Source organism: Bradyrhizobium sp. USDA 3315 (genome assembly GCF_054056795.1).
In genome coordinates this window covers 8,816,346-8,828,689 of record NZ_JBSRYP010000001.1, presented here as the reverse complement: position 1 = coordinate 8,828,689, position 12,344 = coordinate 8,816,346, and the positions used below count along the sequence as shown (strand labels likewise).

Below are 12,344 nucleotides of genomic sequence, written 5' to 3'. Positions count from 1 at the left end.
CACGAGAATCCGAAAAAAGGAGGCGGCGGCCGGTCGGGCCGCCCCTTCCGGTTTGATCAGGCGAAGCTGATGTTCTGGTTGCGCAGCGGGAAGCTGCGGATGCGCTTTCCCGTCGCGGCGAAATAGGCGTTCAGCACCGCCGGCGCCGCAACGCCGATGGTCGGCTCGCCGACGCCGCCCCAGAATCCGCCGCTCGGCACCATCACCGATTCCACCTTCGGCATCTCGTTGATGCGCATCGAGTTGTAGGTGTCGAAATTGGTCTGCTCGATGCGGCCGTCCTTCACGGTGCAGCCGCCGTAGAACAGCGCGCTGAGGCCGTAGACGAAGGAGCCCGCGATCTGCCGCTCGACCTGCGCCGGGTTGACGACATAGCCGGGATCGGTGGAGGCGACGATGCGATGCACCTTGACCTTGCTGCCGTCGGTCACCGAGATCTCGGCGGCGCCGGCAACATAGCTGCCATAGCCCATTACCTGCGCGATGCCGCGATAGACGCCCTGCGGCGCCGGCGTGCCCCAGCCGATCTTCTCGGCCACGGCGTTGAGCACGGCGAGATGCTTGGGGTGCTTGCCCATCAGCTTGCGGCGGAATTCGAGCGGGTCCTGCCCGACCGCCAGCGCCAGCTCGTCCATGAAGCATTCCATGTAGATCGCGTTGTGATTGACGTTGACGCCGCGCCAGAAGCCCGGTGGAACGTGCGGGTTGCGCATCGAATGCTCGACCAGCAGGTTAGGCACCGAATAGCCGATCGCGGCCTCGCCGGCTTGCGCGACGCCCTGGAACGCGGCGGGGTCCATGCCGTTCTGCAGCGCTTCCGGGCGCACCGAGAACAGGATGGATTGACCCGACAGCCGGTAGTGCAGCGCGACCAGGTTGTTGTCGGCATCGAACGCACCGGTCAGCTTGCACTGCGTGATCGGGTGATACTTGCCGTGCTGCATGTCCTCTTCGCGCGACCACAGCAGCTTGATCGGCGTGCCCGGCATCTGCTTGGCGATCGCCACCGCCTGCCGCACATAGTCGGTCATGCCGCGCCGGCCGAAGCCGCCGCCGAGCATCAGCTTGTGCACGTCGACCTTCTCCGCCGGCAGGCCGGAGGCCTCGAGCGCCGCGGCGAAGGCCGCCTCGCCATTCTGCGTGCCGCACCACACCTCGCATTTGTCAGGCGTATAGAGCACGGTGGCGTTCATCGGCTCCATCGTGGCGTGGTTCTGGTAGGGATAGCTGTAGACCGCCTCGACCTTCTTGGCAGCGCTGGCGATCGCCGCCTTGGCGTCGCCGTTCTGGTTGCCGACATAGGCCGGCTGCGCATTGTCGAGGCCTTCGGCGAGCCATGTCGCGATCGTCTCGCTGGAGACCTTGGCGTTGGGGCCTTCGTCCCAGACGATCGGCAGCGCATCCAGCGCGGTCTTGGCGTGCCACCAGGTGTCGGCGACGACGGCAACCGCGCTGTCGCCGACCTGCACCACCTTCTTGACGCCTTTCATGCCGGCGACCTTGGCCTCGTCAAAGCTCTTCACCTTGCCGCCGAACACCGGGCAATCCTTGATCGCGGCGTTCAGCATGCCCGGCAGCTTGACGTCGATGCCGTAGACCATCTTGCCGGTGGTCTTGTCGACGGTGTCGAGCCGCTTCAGGCCCTTGCCGGCGATAGTCCAGTCCTTCGGGTCCTTCAGCTTGACGTCGGCCGGCGGCTCGAGCTTGGCGGCGGCTTCCGCGACCTTGCCGTAGGTCGTGGTCTTGCCCGTGGGCGTGTGGGTGATGACGCTGTTGACGGCCTTGCATTCCGAGGCCGGCACCTTCCACTCGTTGGCTGCCGCCTGGATCAGCATCACGCGCGCGGTGGCGCCGCCCTTGCGGACATAGTCCTGCGAGGTGCGGATGCCGCGGCTGCCACCGGTCGAGAAGTCGCCCCAGGCGCGCTTGCGGGCGACGCTCTGGCCGGGCGTCGGATATTCTGTCGTGACCTTCGACCAGTCGCATTCCAGTTCTTCGGCGACGAGCTGGGCGAGGCCGGTGAGCGTGCCCTGGCCCATTTCGGAGCGGGCGATGCGGATCACCACGGTGTCGTCGGGCCGGATCACGACCCAGGCGTTGACTTCAGGCGCGCCGTCGGCCGCGCGCACCACGGCGGGGCCGCCGAACGGCAGGTCGAGGCCGAGCGCGAGGCCGGCGCCGGCGGTTGCGGTGCCGATCACAAAGGCGCGGCGATTCAGTTTTGGCATGACGTGCTGGTTCATCGCTGCGTCCCTATGCGTTCGCGGCAGCATGGATCGCCTCGCGCACCTGCTGGAAGGTGCCGCAGCGGCAGATATTGGTGATGGCGTCGTTGATGTCGTCGTCGGTCGGCTTCGGATTGTCCTTCAAGAGCGCCGCGACGGCCATGATCATGCCGCTCTGGCAATAGCCGCATTGCGGCACGTCGCTGGCGATCCAGGCGAGCTGCACCTTGTGCATCACGCCGCCCGCCGCGAGACCCTCGATCGTGGTGATTTCCTTGCCGGCCGCTTCGCTCACCGTGACGCCGCAGGAGCGCATCGCGACGCCGTCGATATGCACGGTGCAGGCGCCGCATTGGGCGATGCCGCAGCCGTATTTGGTCCCTGTGAGTCCGACGTTCTCTCTGATTGCCCACAACAGTGGCGTATCGTCCTCGACGTCTACAGTGATTGTCTTGCCGTTAATTTTGAGGTTTGCCATCGCGATCCCCTGAATGGTCCGATCCTCCGACCGGACTGCAGTGCGATGTTGGCCTTGAAACTGGAACGGTTCAAATCAAGAAAATGCGCTCGCAGCGCGAAAGAAAGTTGATGCTGTGGTGTGTTTGGCCGCGGACTGTGCGCGCCGCATACCTGTCATGACTTTTGCGGTGAAGCGACCGCCAAACGCAGGAAGCTCATGACGCTGCCGAGCGCGGCAAATCCGGCACCCAGCGCCAGCGCCACGGTGGCGCCCTCGCGGTCGGCCAGCGCGAAGCAGAGCGCGGCGAGGGCGGCGCCGGTGGTCTGCCCGGTCAGCCGCGCGGTCGCGACGATGCCGCTGGCGCTGCCGCTGCGATGCGACGGCGCGCTCGACATGATCGCCTTCATGTTGGGAGTCTGGAAGAAGCCGAAGCCGATGCCGCAGATCATCGTGCGCCAGACGATGTTGGCGACGCTGGGCTCGGCCGGCAGGGTCGCGAGCAGCACCATGCCAAGTCCGAGCAGCAGCATGCCGATGCCGCCGAGGATGCCGGCCGGATAGCGGTCCGACAGCCGGCCGCCGATCGGCGCCATGAAGGCGACCACCAGCGGCCAGGGCGTCATGAAGAAGCCGGTCTCGACCTGCGAGCGGTGCAATATGTCCTCGAAGTAGAACGGCAGCGACACGAAGGCGAGGCCCTGCACAGCGAACGAGCAGACGGCGGTCGCGGCGGACAGCGCGAAGATCGGCCGCCGGAACAGGTCGATCGGCAGCATCGGCGCCGGATGGTCGGCATGCCGCCGGGTCAGGATCCATCCGAACAGGACGGCGCCGACAAGCTCGGCGATGACAAGCGCCGGCGCGGCCTTGTGCGCGGCGCTGCCGATGCCGATGATGAAGAGGCCGAGACAGGCGCAGGCCAGCGCCGCGCCTGCGAAATCGAAGGCGTGGGTGGCGCGCGGCGTCGTCGGCAGCGTCTTCATGCCGATCAGCAACGCGACGACGCCGAACGGAATATTGACGGCGAACAGCCAGGGCCATGGGCCGAGCGCGAGGATTCCGGAGGCGATGGTCGGCCCCAGCGTGAAGGCGGTCGCGACCACGAGCGCATTGTGGCCGAAGCCGCGGCCGTGCATCCGGCTCGGATAGACGAAGCGCACCAGCGCTGTGTTGACGCTCATCAGGCCGCTGGCGCCGAGCCCCTGCAAGGTGCGCGCAACCAGCAGACTCGGCAGCGACCACGCCAGGGCACAGCCGAGTGACGCCAATGTGAACAGCAGAAGGCCGCCGAGATAGATTCGCTGGTGGCCGACGATCTCGCCGAGCGCGCCGAGCGGCAGCAGCGTCGCGACCAGCGCGATCTGATAGACGTTGACGACCCAGACCACTTCCGCAGGGCTGACATGCAGATCGCTCGCGATCGCCGGCAGCGCGATATTGGCGATCGCGGTATCGAGCGAGGCCATCGCCAGCGCCGTGAAGATCGCGGCCACCGCCCAGCGGCGGCGTTCCCAAGGCAACCCATCGGTGATCGGCGCCGTTGCCGCGGTGGTCGGGGTCTTCTCGAGCATGCCTGAAATGTCTCCGCGACCGCCATGTACTACGCCGGCATCCCGTTCCCCAGCCGCGCCATTGCATGATGCGTATGCGAAGCGGCCTTGCCGGAAGCGTCAAAAGTCCGGCCGCGGACCGAACAGATATCCCTCGATGGCGCGCAGTACCCGCCGGGTGGCCGCAGCCTGCGAGAGGTCGTTTTGAAGCGCGTGGTCGACCATGGCGCGGCTGATCACGATCAGATCCTCGATGGCGTCATCGTCGACTGGCCTTGCGATCTCACGACGATGCCGCGCCAGCAGGGCGGCGACCAGCTCCTTCAATTCGCCGGCCGCTGACGTGCCCGATGACGCCGCGCGCAGGCGATCCTCCTCGGCCTCCAGAATGCGATTGAGCCCGGCCCGCTCGGCATGCGCCTCGAACTGGGCCCGAACGATCAGGTTGAGCGATGCCGTCAGGCTCTTGCCCTCGGATGCCGCGACCGCATCCCGTACTTTCGCCAGCAGCGCGTCCTCGAATCTGGCGATCAATGCCAGCGTCAGCGCGTCCTTGTTCGGGAAGTACTGGTACACCGAGCCGACGCTGATCCCGCCGCGCTCGGCGACCGCATTGGTGTTGTAGCCCTCGAGCCCGCCCGCTTCCAAAACGCGAGCCGCCGCTTCCAGAATCACCGCCACGGTTTCCCGCGAACGCTGCTGAAGCGGCTGTTTCCGGGCCTTGATGCGCCGCTTCGCCGGCATGAGGGGCATCTCCCAAAACGCGAGTTGTGAAATATGAGCAATTACTCACATTATGGCCGTGAAAGGAGAACCGATCAATGGTGACACTGCAAACGACCTCGTCTCCCGTGCTTCCCGAGCACGAGGACGATCCGCACAGGTTTCATATCTTCGTCATGGCCAAGACCACGCGGCACTGGCTCGATCTGAAGACCGAGCAACGCCTCGCCTTCCTGCACGAGGAGGTCATTCCCTTGCTCCGGCGTCGCCCGGAGCTGAAGGTGCGCTGGTTCGAGCCGGAGGCCTTCTCGACCAGGGCGACCGACGTCATGATCTGCGAGACCGATGACCTCTCGGCCTGGGCGTGGTTCTGCGACCACCTGCGCGAGACGAGGTTCTGGGATCACTATTTCGAAGTGCTCGACATCATGCCGGCGCTCGAAGGCAATTACCTTACCTAGAATGCCGACGCCGGCCCGGATCGTTCCGGGCCGGCGTCCCGGCAGCCTGTGGCGACGCAACTGCGTCCCCATCTGTCATCGCCCGGCTCGCCGCCTCCGCTAAAGCTTCGGCGCGCCATGGATGCATGGCCTCGTCGAAGCCTTGGCGAAAACGGGACCGGGCGATCCAGTACGCCGCGGCCCATCGGCTCAAGCACTGGCGTCTCTGGAATACTGGATCACCCGCTTTCGCTTGCGCGGGTGATGACACGGAGTGGCTGTTTTGACATCTCGAATTGCGCCCCACCCGCATCGTCGTCCCGGCGCAGGCCGGGACCCATAACCACCGATGCTGCTTATCGGGCGTGTTGGAACGCCGAGTCCCGTTCAAGACATCCGCCGCGGAGTATGGGTCCCGGCCTGCGCCGGGACGACGGCGGTGGATGCAACGTGCGAACGCGATCAATCGATTTCGTGTTCCCATGGTGCGTCACAGAAACGCGCCGAAGCGACTTTCGGATAGCTTGCGTCACAGTCGCGATCGACTACCTTGGTATACAAGCGGGCCCGGCGTCAGATCGGGCCGCAAGAGGGAACGCGCATTGCACGGACAGGCCGACCGGCGCAGCGAAGCCATGCGAAGCGCCAGCGAGGGAACTCGCCGCCGCGCGTTCACCGGCCTCTGGGTCGCGGCATTGTTGGCGATCCTGACCTTCCTGGTCATCTATCCCGTCTTCATGCTGCTGCTCGGCGCGCTCACCGACACCAATCCGGTGGTCGACGGCATCCGTCTCAGCCTGAGCCATTTGTCGATCGCCAATTTCCTCGCCGTGCTGGCCAATCCGAACGTCGCCGAAGCGCTGCTCAACACGCTGATTGCCTGCGGCGGCGGCACGGTGATCGCGGTCGCGATCGGGCTCCTGTTCTCCTGGATCGTGGTGCGCACCAACACGCCGTTCAAGGGCTTCATCGCCGCGGCGAGCATCCTGCCGCTGTTCGCGCCGCCGCTGGTCGCGGGGGTGGCCTGGGCCATTCTCGGTTCGCCGAAGACCGGCTTGATCAACACGATGTTCAAGTGGATGGGCTCCGACCTGCGCGTCGATCTCTATTCGATGTGGGGCCTGGTGTTCGTGTTCGGCATCTACTACGCGCCCTATGTCTACATGTTCACCTCGTCGGCGCTGCGCAACATGGACCCGAGCCTGGAGGAGGCCGCGGAAATCTCCGGCGCGAGCCCGGTCGCGACCCTGTTCACGGTGACGTTCCCGCTGATCATGCCGGCGATCGTCTCGGGCATGCTGCTGTCGTTCATCGTGATGCTCGGCATCTACGGCATCCCCGCCGTGCTCGGCGCGCCGACCAACCTGAACGTGCTCACCACTTACATCTTCAAGCTCACCAACTGGTCGCCGCCGCTCTACAACACCGCGGCTGCGGTCGCGATCATCCTGATGGTGGTCACGGGGCTCCTGGTCTATCTGCAGCAGAAATTGCTGAGCGGACGCAGCTATACCACCGTCGCGGGCAAGGCGTTCCGGCCGCGCAGCCTCGATCTCGGCCCATGGCGCTGGCTCACCTTCGCGATCGGGATCGTCTACCTCCTCATCGTCGTGGTGCTGCCGTCGCTGGCGCTGATCGTCGCGGCGTTCCGCAAGTTCATGTTCATCCGCGACGTCGCGAGCCTGTTCGACATGCGGCAATATTCGCTGACGCATTTCGAGAGCATCTTCGACAATCCGTTGACGATGCGCTCGATCTACAATGCGGTCGAGGTCGGCGTCATCACGGCCGTTGTCGGCGGCGCGCTCGCCTTTGCGATCGGCTACACCATCCATCGCACCCGCGTCAGCGGACGCGGCGCCATCGACCTGATCTCGACCCTGCCGGTCGCGATCCCCGGGCTGGTGGTCGGCGTCGCCTATCTCTGGGCCTGGATCGGCGTGCCGGGCGGGCTCTACGGCACGATCTGGATTCTCGCGCTGGCCTTCATTGCGCGCTTCATGCCGGACACCGTGAAAGCGCTGTCGACCTCGTTCCTGCAAATCCACCGCGAGCTCGAGGAGGCCGCCTGGGTCTGCGGCAAGGGCATGCTCGGCACCATCAGGACGATCGTGTTGCCGCTGGCGCGGCCGGGCGTGCTGGCGTCGATGACGCTGCTGTTCGTGCTGGCGATCCGCGAGCTCGGCTCGTCGCTGTTCCTCTACACCAGCAACACCATGGTGATGTCGGTGCTGCTGCTCGACTACTATGAGGGCGGCAATATCGGCAAGACCGCGGCCTTCAGCCTGGTGCAGACCGTGCTGCTCGGTGTTCTGATCGGCGGCGCAAACTGGCTGTCGCGCGGATCGGCGCAGGGCAACGTGGCGCGGACCGGATAACAACGAATAAGGGGAGGATTGCGATGGATAGACGAACCTTCACCACACTGGCCTTGGCAAGCGTGGCGACGCTTGCATTGGCGCCTGCGGCACAGGCGCAGGAGTTCGGCTCGGCGGAGTTGATCGCGGCGGCCAAGTCCGAAGGCAAGCTCGTCTACTACACCGCGAACTTCGCCGAGATCGAGCAGCAGGTCATCAAGGCCTTCAATAAGCGCTTTCCCGAGATCAAGGTCGAGATGGTCCGCGCGCCCGGCGGCCAGCTGATCACCCGCGTCAAGACGGAGGCCGCGGCCGGCAAGCTGATCGCCGACGTCGTCGACCATTCCGACCGCGCGCTGATGCAGCCGCTGGAAGACCTGTTCCAGGATTACGCGCCGCCGAACGCGGCCGATTACGATCCGCACGCGCTGATCTCGCCGAAATACTGGCCGCGCGCGACGATCGCCTGGTCGATCGCCTACAACACCGAGCTGGTGAAGGACCCGCCGAAATCCTGGATGGACCTGACCAAGCCGCAGTATGACAAATTGATCGGGCAGGTGTTCGCGCAGTCCGGCGGCACCACCTGGACGCGGATCATGTTCGAGCGCCAGGTGCTCGGCGAAGACTATTGGGCCAAGCAGGCGGCGACCCATCCGGTGCTGTATCCCTCCGGCGCGCCGACGGCCGATGCGCTGGTGCGCGGCGAGATCGCGATCGCGCCGCTGCTCTACAACGTGATCTACCAAAAGAAGAAGGATGGCGCGCCGATCGAGATCTTCTTTCCGCCTGAAGGTGCTCCGGTCAATCCCTACGCGACCGGCATTCCGAAGACGGCGGCTCATCCCAATGCAGCAAAGCTGTTCCTGAACTGGTGTCTGTCCAACGAAGGACAGACCTTCATGATCAAGGAGCTCGGCAATCTCACATCCCTGAAGGCGCCGCCGGCATATCCGGAGGGGTTCGATCCAAAGGTGGTCAAGCTCTGGTATCCGAAGTTCGACGAGTATGTGAAGCTGCATGCGGCGTGGGTCGCGGACTGGGACAAGACGTTTGGCTACCGGCAATAGGCTGATGGTGCAGCGATGACGGCGACGCTCGAAGTCACCGATCTCAGGAAGCAGTTCTCGATCGGCCGCCCGGCCATCGACGGCGTCAGCTTTGGCGTGCCGGCCGGCGAGATTGTGGTGCTGCTGGGGCCGTCCGGCTGCGGCAAGACCACGACGCTGCGCTGCGTCGCCGGGCTCGAGCATCCGACCGGCGGCGAGATCAGCATTTCCGGGCGGGTGGTCTCCTCGCCGGCAAGCGGCATCCTCGTGCCGCCGCGTTCGCGCGATCTCGGCATGGTGTTCCAGTCCTATGCGGTGTGGCCTCATATGACGGTGCGGCAGAACGTGATCTATCCGCTGAAGCACCGCAAGATCGGGCGCACCGATGCTGCTCGCATGGTCGAGGAGGCGCTGGCGCTGGTCGGACTGTCCGACTATGCCGACCGGCCGGTGGTGGCGCTGTCGGGCGGCCAGATGCAGCGCGTCGCGCTGGCGCGCAGCATGGTGTACCGGCCGCAACTGTTGCTGCTCGACGAGCCGCTGTCGAACCTCGATGCCAAACTGCGCCTGCGGCTGCGCGACGACCTTCGCGTCATCCTCAAGCAGACCGGGATGACCGCGCTCTACGTCACCCATGACCAGGCCGAGGCGGTCGTGCTCGGCGACCGGATCGGCGTGATGCGCGACGGCAAGCTATTGCAGATGGACACGCCCGACGTGATCTACAACCGTCCGGCCGATCTGTTCGTCGCCAATTTCACCGGCGCAACCAACGAGCTCGCGGGCACGCTCGTCACATGCAATGGCCGCTATGGGGTGGTCGATTTCGGTGACGGCCGGCGAGGCGAGGTCGCGCTGTGCCAGACGCTCAAGCCCGACGAGAAAGTGCGGATCGCGCTGCGGCCCGAGAACATCGCGATCGGCCGGCCCGACGGCGCCAACACGTTCTCGGCAAAGGTGCTCGACCGCAGATATCAGGGCACCCAGACCGCCTACGGCATCGAGCTGTTCGGCAAGCGGCTGGAAGCGATCGAGCTCGGCACCGCCGCGCGCCATCAGGTCGGCGTCGAGGCACAGGTCGCGTTGCCGCGCGAATGCCTGTGGGCCTATCGCGACAGCGGGCCGGCATCGCATGAGTAGAGCGTGGTATTGTCGCGTCGAGTGGCGAAGGGGCTGGGCTCCCTCGCCCCGCTCTTCGCGGGGCGAGGGTGGGGTGAGGGGCTGCTTCCGCGAATACAGTGATAGTTGCGTTTGCGGAGGCTCCCCCTCACCCGGAACCCATCTAACGATGCGTTCCGACCTCTCCCCGCACGCGCAGGGGTGTCCGGGGAAATTCAGGCATAGCGGAGCTCCATCTGGTCAGGTGAGATGGTTGATTTCCGACGGCTGGGGTTGATGGGCGGAGGTTTGTCGATGGCAGCGAGGGATCGACGCGTGAGCAGGAGCTGGCCGACGAGTTCGGCGAACCTGAGCGGGAGCATTTTGATGCAGTTGGTGTGAGCGGCGATGCGCAGCAGCAGGTAGGCAATCATCGCAGCGAGCACCTGAAGGCGGATCGCGTTGTCGTTGGCGCCGAGGAACTTGCGAATATCGAGATGCTGCTTGATCCAGCGGAACAGCAGCTCGATTTGCCATCGGCTCTTGTAGAGGGCGGCGATCTCGACGGCGCTACGGGCAAGGTCGTTGGTCAGGAGTGTGATCTTGCCGCCTTTCTCGCGTCTGATCTTGATGCGGCGGAGCGGGATTGGAAGGCGCGAATCGCCCTTGCTGGTGAGCTTCACCTCGTCATCGGCAAGGATTTCGAAGCCATCCCCGTTACGCTTGCGGATGGCGCGATGCCTGAGCGAGCGAAGACGGATGCTCGTCTTCGCCCGGGTAACGAAGAAAGCCTTGCTATCATTGATCTTCTGCCACCAGTCGAAACGGCAATAGCCCTTGTCAAACACATAGGTGGTGGCGGGCTGGATTGGGGTCTGTCGGCCGATCTCGATGTCATTGACGTTCGCGGCCGTCATCTCGACGCAGGTCGGGACATCGCTCCTTGGGTCGTAGACGACATGCAGCTTCATGCCGCGGATGCGGCCGTTCCACGTCGCCCAACTGCAGACCTTGCCGAGCGGGATCGGACTGGCGTCGATCAGACGCACCATCTCCATGCCTTCACTCCGCAGCTGGCGACGCGCCATCGCCGACAGCGCCGCAAAGGTTTGCGCGAAAATGCCGATCGGACGGCGGGCATTGGCATCGGACAACGTCGAGCGCGACAGCTTGCCGGTTCCCAAGTGATAGTGATGCTGCGAATTGGCGTTGAAGCCAGTCACCACCCCGCGCAGACTGCTGTTGCCGCTAAGCTGGGCATAGATCAGCGCCACCAGATGATCCCAGCTCCTGAACGACTTGTCGTAGGCATCCCCGTCCAGACGATCCACAACCGTCTGAAACTGCCGTCGATTGATCGGTTCAAGCAGCCTTCCAAAAATGCTACCGCGATATCGCATGCTCGGCCCTCTGTGTCTCGACAACCAGAAAAGACCGATTTGCCTCGGTCCTGCCGAGCATGCACCGCGACACAGTGAATCATTCCCCGGACACCCCTGCCGCACGCGGGGCGAGGTGAAGCGGCGGCCGCCGGTTCTCGGGCTAGCCTTCCTCCACCAGAGCGCGGATGCTGCGGGCGAGTCCGAGGATGCGCGGGCCGCATTCGCGCTCGATCTGCTCGGCGCTGAAGCGGAAGGAGGGGACGCCGCAATTGACCGACAGGCATTCGCCGGTCGGCGTGCGATAGAGCGGGGCGGCGACGCCGAAGATCTCGCGCCGCCATTCGCCGAGCGAGACGGCAAAGCCGCGCTCGCGGCACAATTCGATGTCGGGCAACGTGCGCTTCTGCACGTAGTCGAACTCGTCGGGGCGCTCGGCCTTGACGCGCGCGACATAGGCGCCGAGCTCTTGCTCGGTGAACAGCGACAGCAGGGCGCGCCCCACCGCGGTCGGCGCCAGCGTGCTGACAAAGCCGACGTCGGGCACGTGCGGCGCCGTATCCGTCGTGCGCAACGTCTCGACATAGATGAAGTCGATGCCGAACGGCATCGCGATCGACACCGTGCCGCCGGCATAGGTCGCGAAGTCGCGCATCAGCGGACGTGCCAGTTGACGCACCTTCAGCGCGGACAACACAGGATAGGCGGCGGCGAGCGCGCCCAGTCCGAGCACGAAGCGGCCCTTGGTGTCGCGCCTGAGATAGCCGAGCTGCTCGAGCGTGTAGGTCAGCCGCGACACCGTCGGCCGCGACAGCCCGGTATGCAACGCGAGTTCGGCGTTCGACAGCGAGCCGGGATGACGGCGAAACGCCGCCAGCACGTCGAGCCCATGCGCCAGGGTGGTTGCAAAGGACGGATCCGCCTGAACCTCGGCAGGGGAAGATGCTGTCATACGGAATATTGGTCTCAGATGGTCGGATTTGTCAATATATCGGAATGAATTTGCAAATCGTATCGATATCGGTTTATCTGCCGGGAATAAGGATAAGGACCGCTGGAGCGA

General features: G+C 65.0%; 10 protein-coding genes. 4 read left to right on the top strand and 6 right to left on the bottom strand.

What is annotated here, in order from left to right; all coding sequences use genetic code 11:
* Positions 1-56: 56 nt before the first annotated feature.
* From ACVIYL_RS41240 to ACVIYL_RS41225, 4 genes are all read right to left on the bottom strand, one after another.
* Positions 57-2,243, bottom strand: a complete 2,187-nt coding sequence (locus ACVIYL_RS41240; RefSeq protein WP_456781291.1) for a molybdopterin cofactor-binding domain-containing protein — start codon at positions 2,241-2,243, stop codon at positions 57-59.
* 10 nt (positions 2,244-2,253) lie between these two features.
* Entirely contained in the window at positions 2,254-2,703 is a 450-nt protein-coding gene (locus ACVIYL_RS41235) for a (2Fe-2S)-binding protein (RefSeq protein WP_016846497.1), read from the bottom strand.
* 155 nt (positions 2,704-2,858) lie between these two features.
* The gene (locus tag ACVIYL_RS41230) at positions 2,859-4,256 is read right to left on the bottom strand and encodes an MFS transporter (RefSeq protein ID WP_076827063.1); all 1,398 of its coding nucleotides are present in this window, start codon (positions 4,254-4,256) and stop codon (positions 2,859-2,861) included.
* Between the two features lie 99 nt (positions 4,257-4,355).
* A complete protein-coding gene (locus ACVIYL_RS41225) occupies positions 4,356-4,979 on the bottom strand; it encodes a TetR/AcrR family transcriptional regulator (protein WP_456781290.1) in 624 nt (207 codons plus the stop codon).
* 77 nt (positions 4,980-5,056) lie between these two features.
* On the opposite strand from ACVIYL_RS41225, the gene ACVIYL_RS41220 reads away from it, so the two are divergent.
* From ACVIYL_RS41220 to ACVIYL_RS41205, 4 genes are all read left to right on the top strand, one after another.
* Positions 5,057-5,419 carry a darcynin family protein gene (locus ACVIYL_RS41220; RefSeq protein WP_456781289.1) on the top strand — a complete coding sequence of 121 codons (363 nt, stop codon included), beginning with the start codon at positions 5,057-5,059 and terminating at the stop codon, positions 5,417-5,419.
* Positions 5,420-6,033: 614 nt separating this feature from the next.
* Positions 6,034-7,776, top strand: coding sequence for an ABC transporter permease (locus ACVIYL_RS41215; protein WP_050385128.1), 1,743 nt, complete (start codon positions 6,034-6,036; stop codon positions 7,774-7,776).
* 23 nt (positions 7,777-7,799) lie between these two features.
* Complete coding sequence (locus tag ACVIYL_RS41210) at positions 7,800-8,825, top strand: ABC transporter substrate-binding protein (protein WP_456781288.1); 1,026 nt, start codon at positions 7,800-7,802, stop codon at positions 8,823-8,825.
* 15 nt (positions 8,826-8,840) lie between these two features.
* On the top strand, positions 8,841-9,944 hold the full coding sequence (locus ACVIYL_RS41205; protein ID WP_310882137.1) for an ABC transporter ATP-binding protein: 1,104 nt from the start codon (positions 8,841-8,843) through the stop codon (positions 9,942-9,944).
* Between the two features lie 194 nt (positions 9,945-10,138).
* Here the strand turns inward: ACVIYL_RS41205 and ACVIYL_RS41200 are convergent, their stop codons facing one another.
* Both ACVIYL_RS41200 and ACVIYL_RS41195 read right to left on the bottom strand, forming a co-directional pair.
* Positions 10,139-11,302: an IS4 family transposase gene (locus tag ACVIYL_RS41200; RefSeq protein ID WP_057015126.1), complete on the bottom strand. Its 1,164-nt coding sequence runs from the start codon at positions 11,300-11,302 to the stop codon at positions 10,139-10,141.
* A 142-nt stretch (positions 11,303-11,444) separates the two neighbouring features.
* On the bottom strand, positions 11,445-12,233 hold the full coding sequence (locus ACVIYL_RS41195) for an IclR family transcriptional regulator (RefSeq protein WP_225163568.1): 789 nt from the start codon (positions 12,231-12,233) through the stop codon (positions 11,445-11,447).
* Positions 12,234-12,344 lie beyond the last annotated feature (111 nt).

What these genes read in the sequence shown, in the direction of transcription:
- ACVIYL_RS41230 (WP_076827063.1), bottom strand. Translation starts at nt 4,256, where the DNA reads ATGCTCGAGAAGACCCCGACCACCGCGGCAACGGCGCCGATCACCGAT.
- ACVIYL_RS41205 (WP_310882137.1), top strand. Translation starts at nt 8,841, where the DNA reads ATGACGGCGACGCTCGAAGTCACCGATCTCAGGAAGCAGTTCTCGATC.
- ACVIYL_RS41220 (WP_456781289.1), top strand. Translation starts at nt 5,057, where the DNA reads ATGGTGACACTGCAAACGACCTCGTCTCCCGTGCTTCCCGAGCACGAG.
- ACVIYL_RS41210 (WP_456781288.1), top strand. Translation starts at nt 7,800, where the DNA reads ATGGATAGACGAACCTTCACCACACTGGCCTTGGCAAGCGTGGCGACG.
- ACVIYL_RS41225 (WP_456781290.1), bottom strand. Translation starts at nt 4,979, where the DNA reads ATGCCGGCGAAGCGGCGCATCAAGGCCCGGAAACAGCCGCTTCAGCAG.
- ACVIYL_RS41235 (WP_016846497.1), bottom strand. Translation starts at nt 2,703, where the DNA reads ATGGCAAACCTCAAAATTAACGGCAAGACAATCACTGTAGACGTCGAG.
- ACVIYL_RS41240 (WP_456781291.1), bottom strand. Translation starts at nt 2,243, where the DNA reads ATGAACCAGCACGTCATGCCAAAACTGAATCGCCGCGCCTTTGTGATC.
- ACVIYL_RS41195 (WP_225163568.1), bottom strand. Translation starts at nt 12,233, where the DNA reads ATGACAGCATCTTCCCCTGCCGAGGTTCAGGCGGATCCGTCCTTTGCA.
- ACVIYL_RS41200 (WP_057015126.1), bottom strand. Translation starts at nt 11,302, where the DNA reads ATGCGATATCGCGGTAGCATTTTTGGAAGGCTGCTTGAACCGATCAAT.
- ACVIYL_RS41215 (WP_050385128.1), top strand. Translation starts at nt 6,034, where the DNA reads ATGCGAAGCGCCAGCGAGGGAACTCGCCGCCGCGCGTTCACCGGCCTC.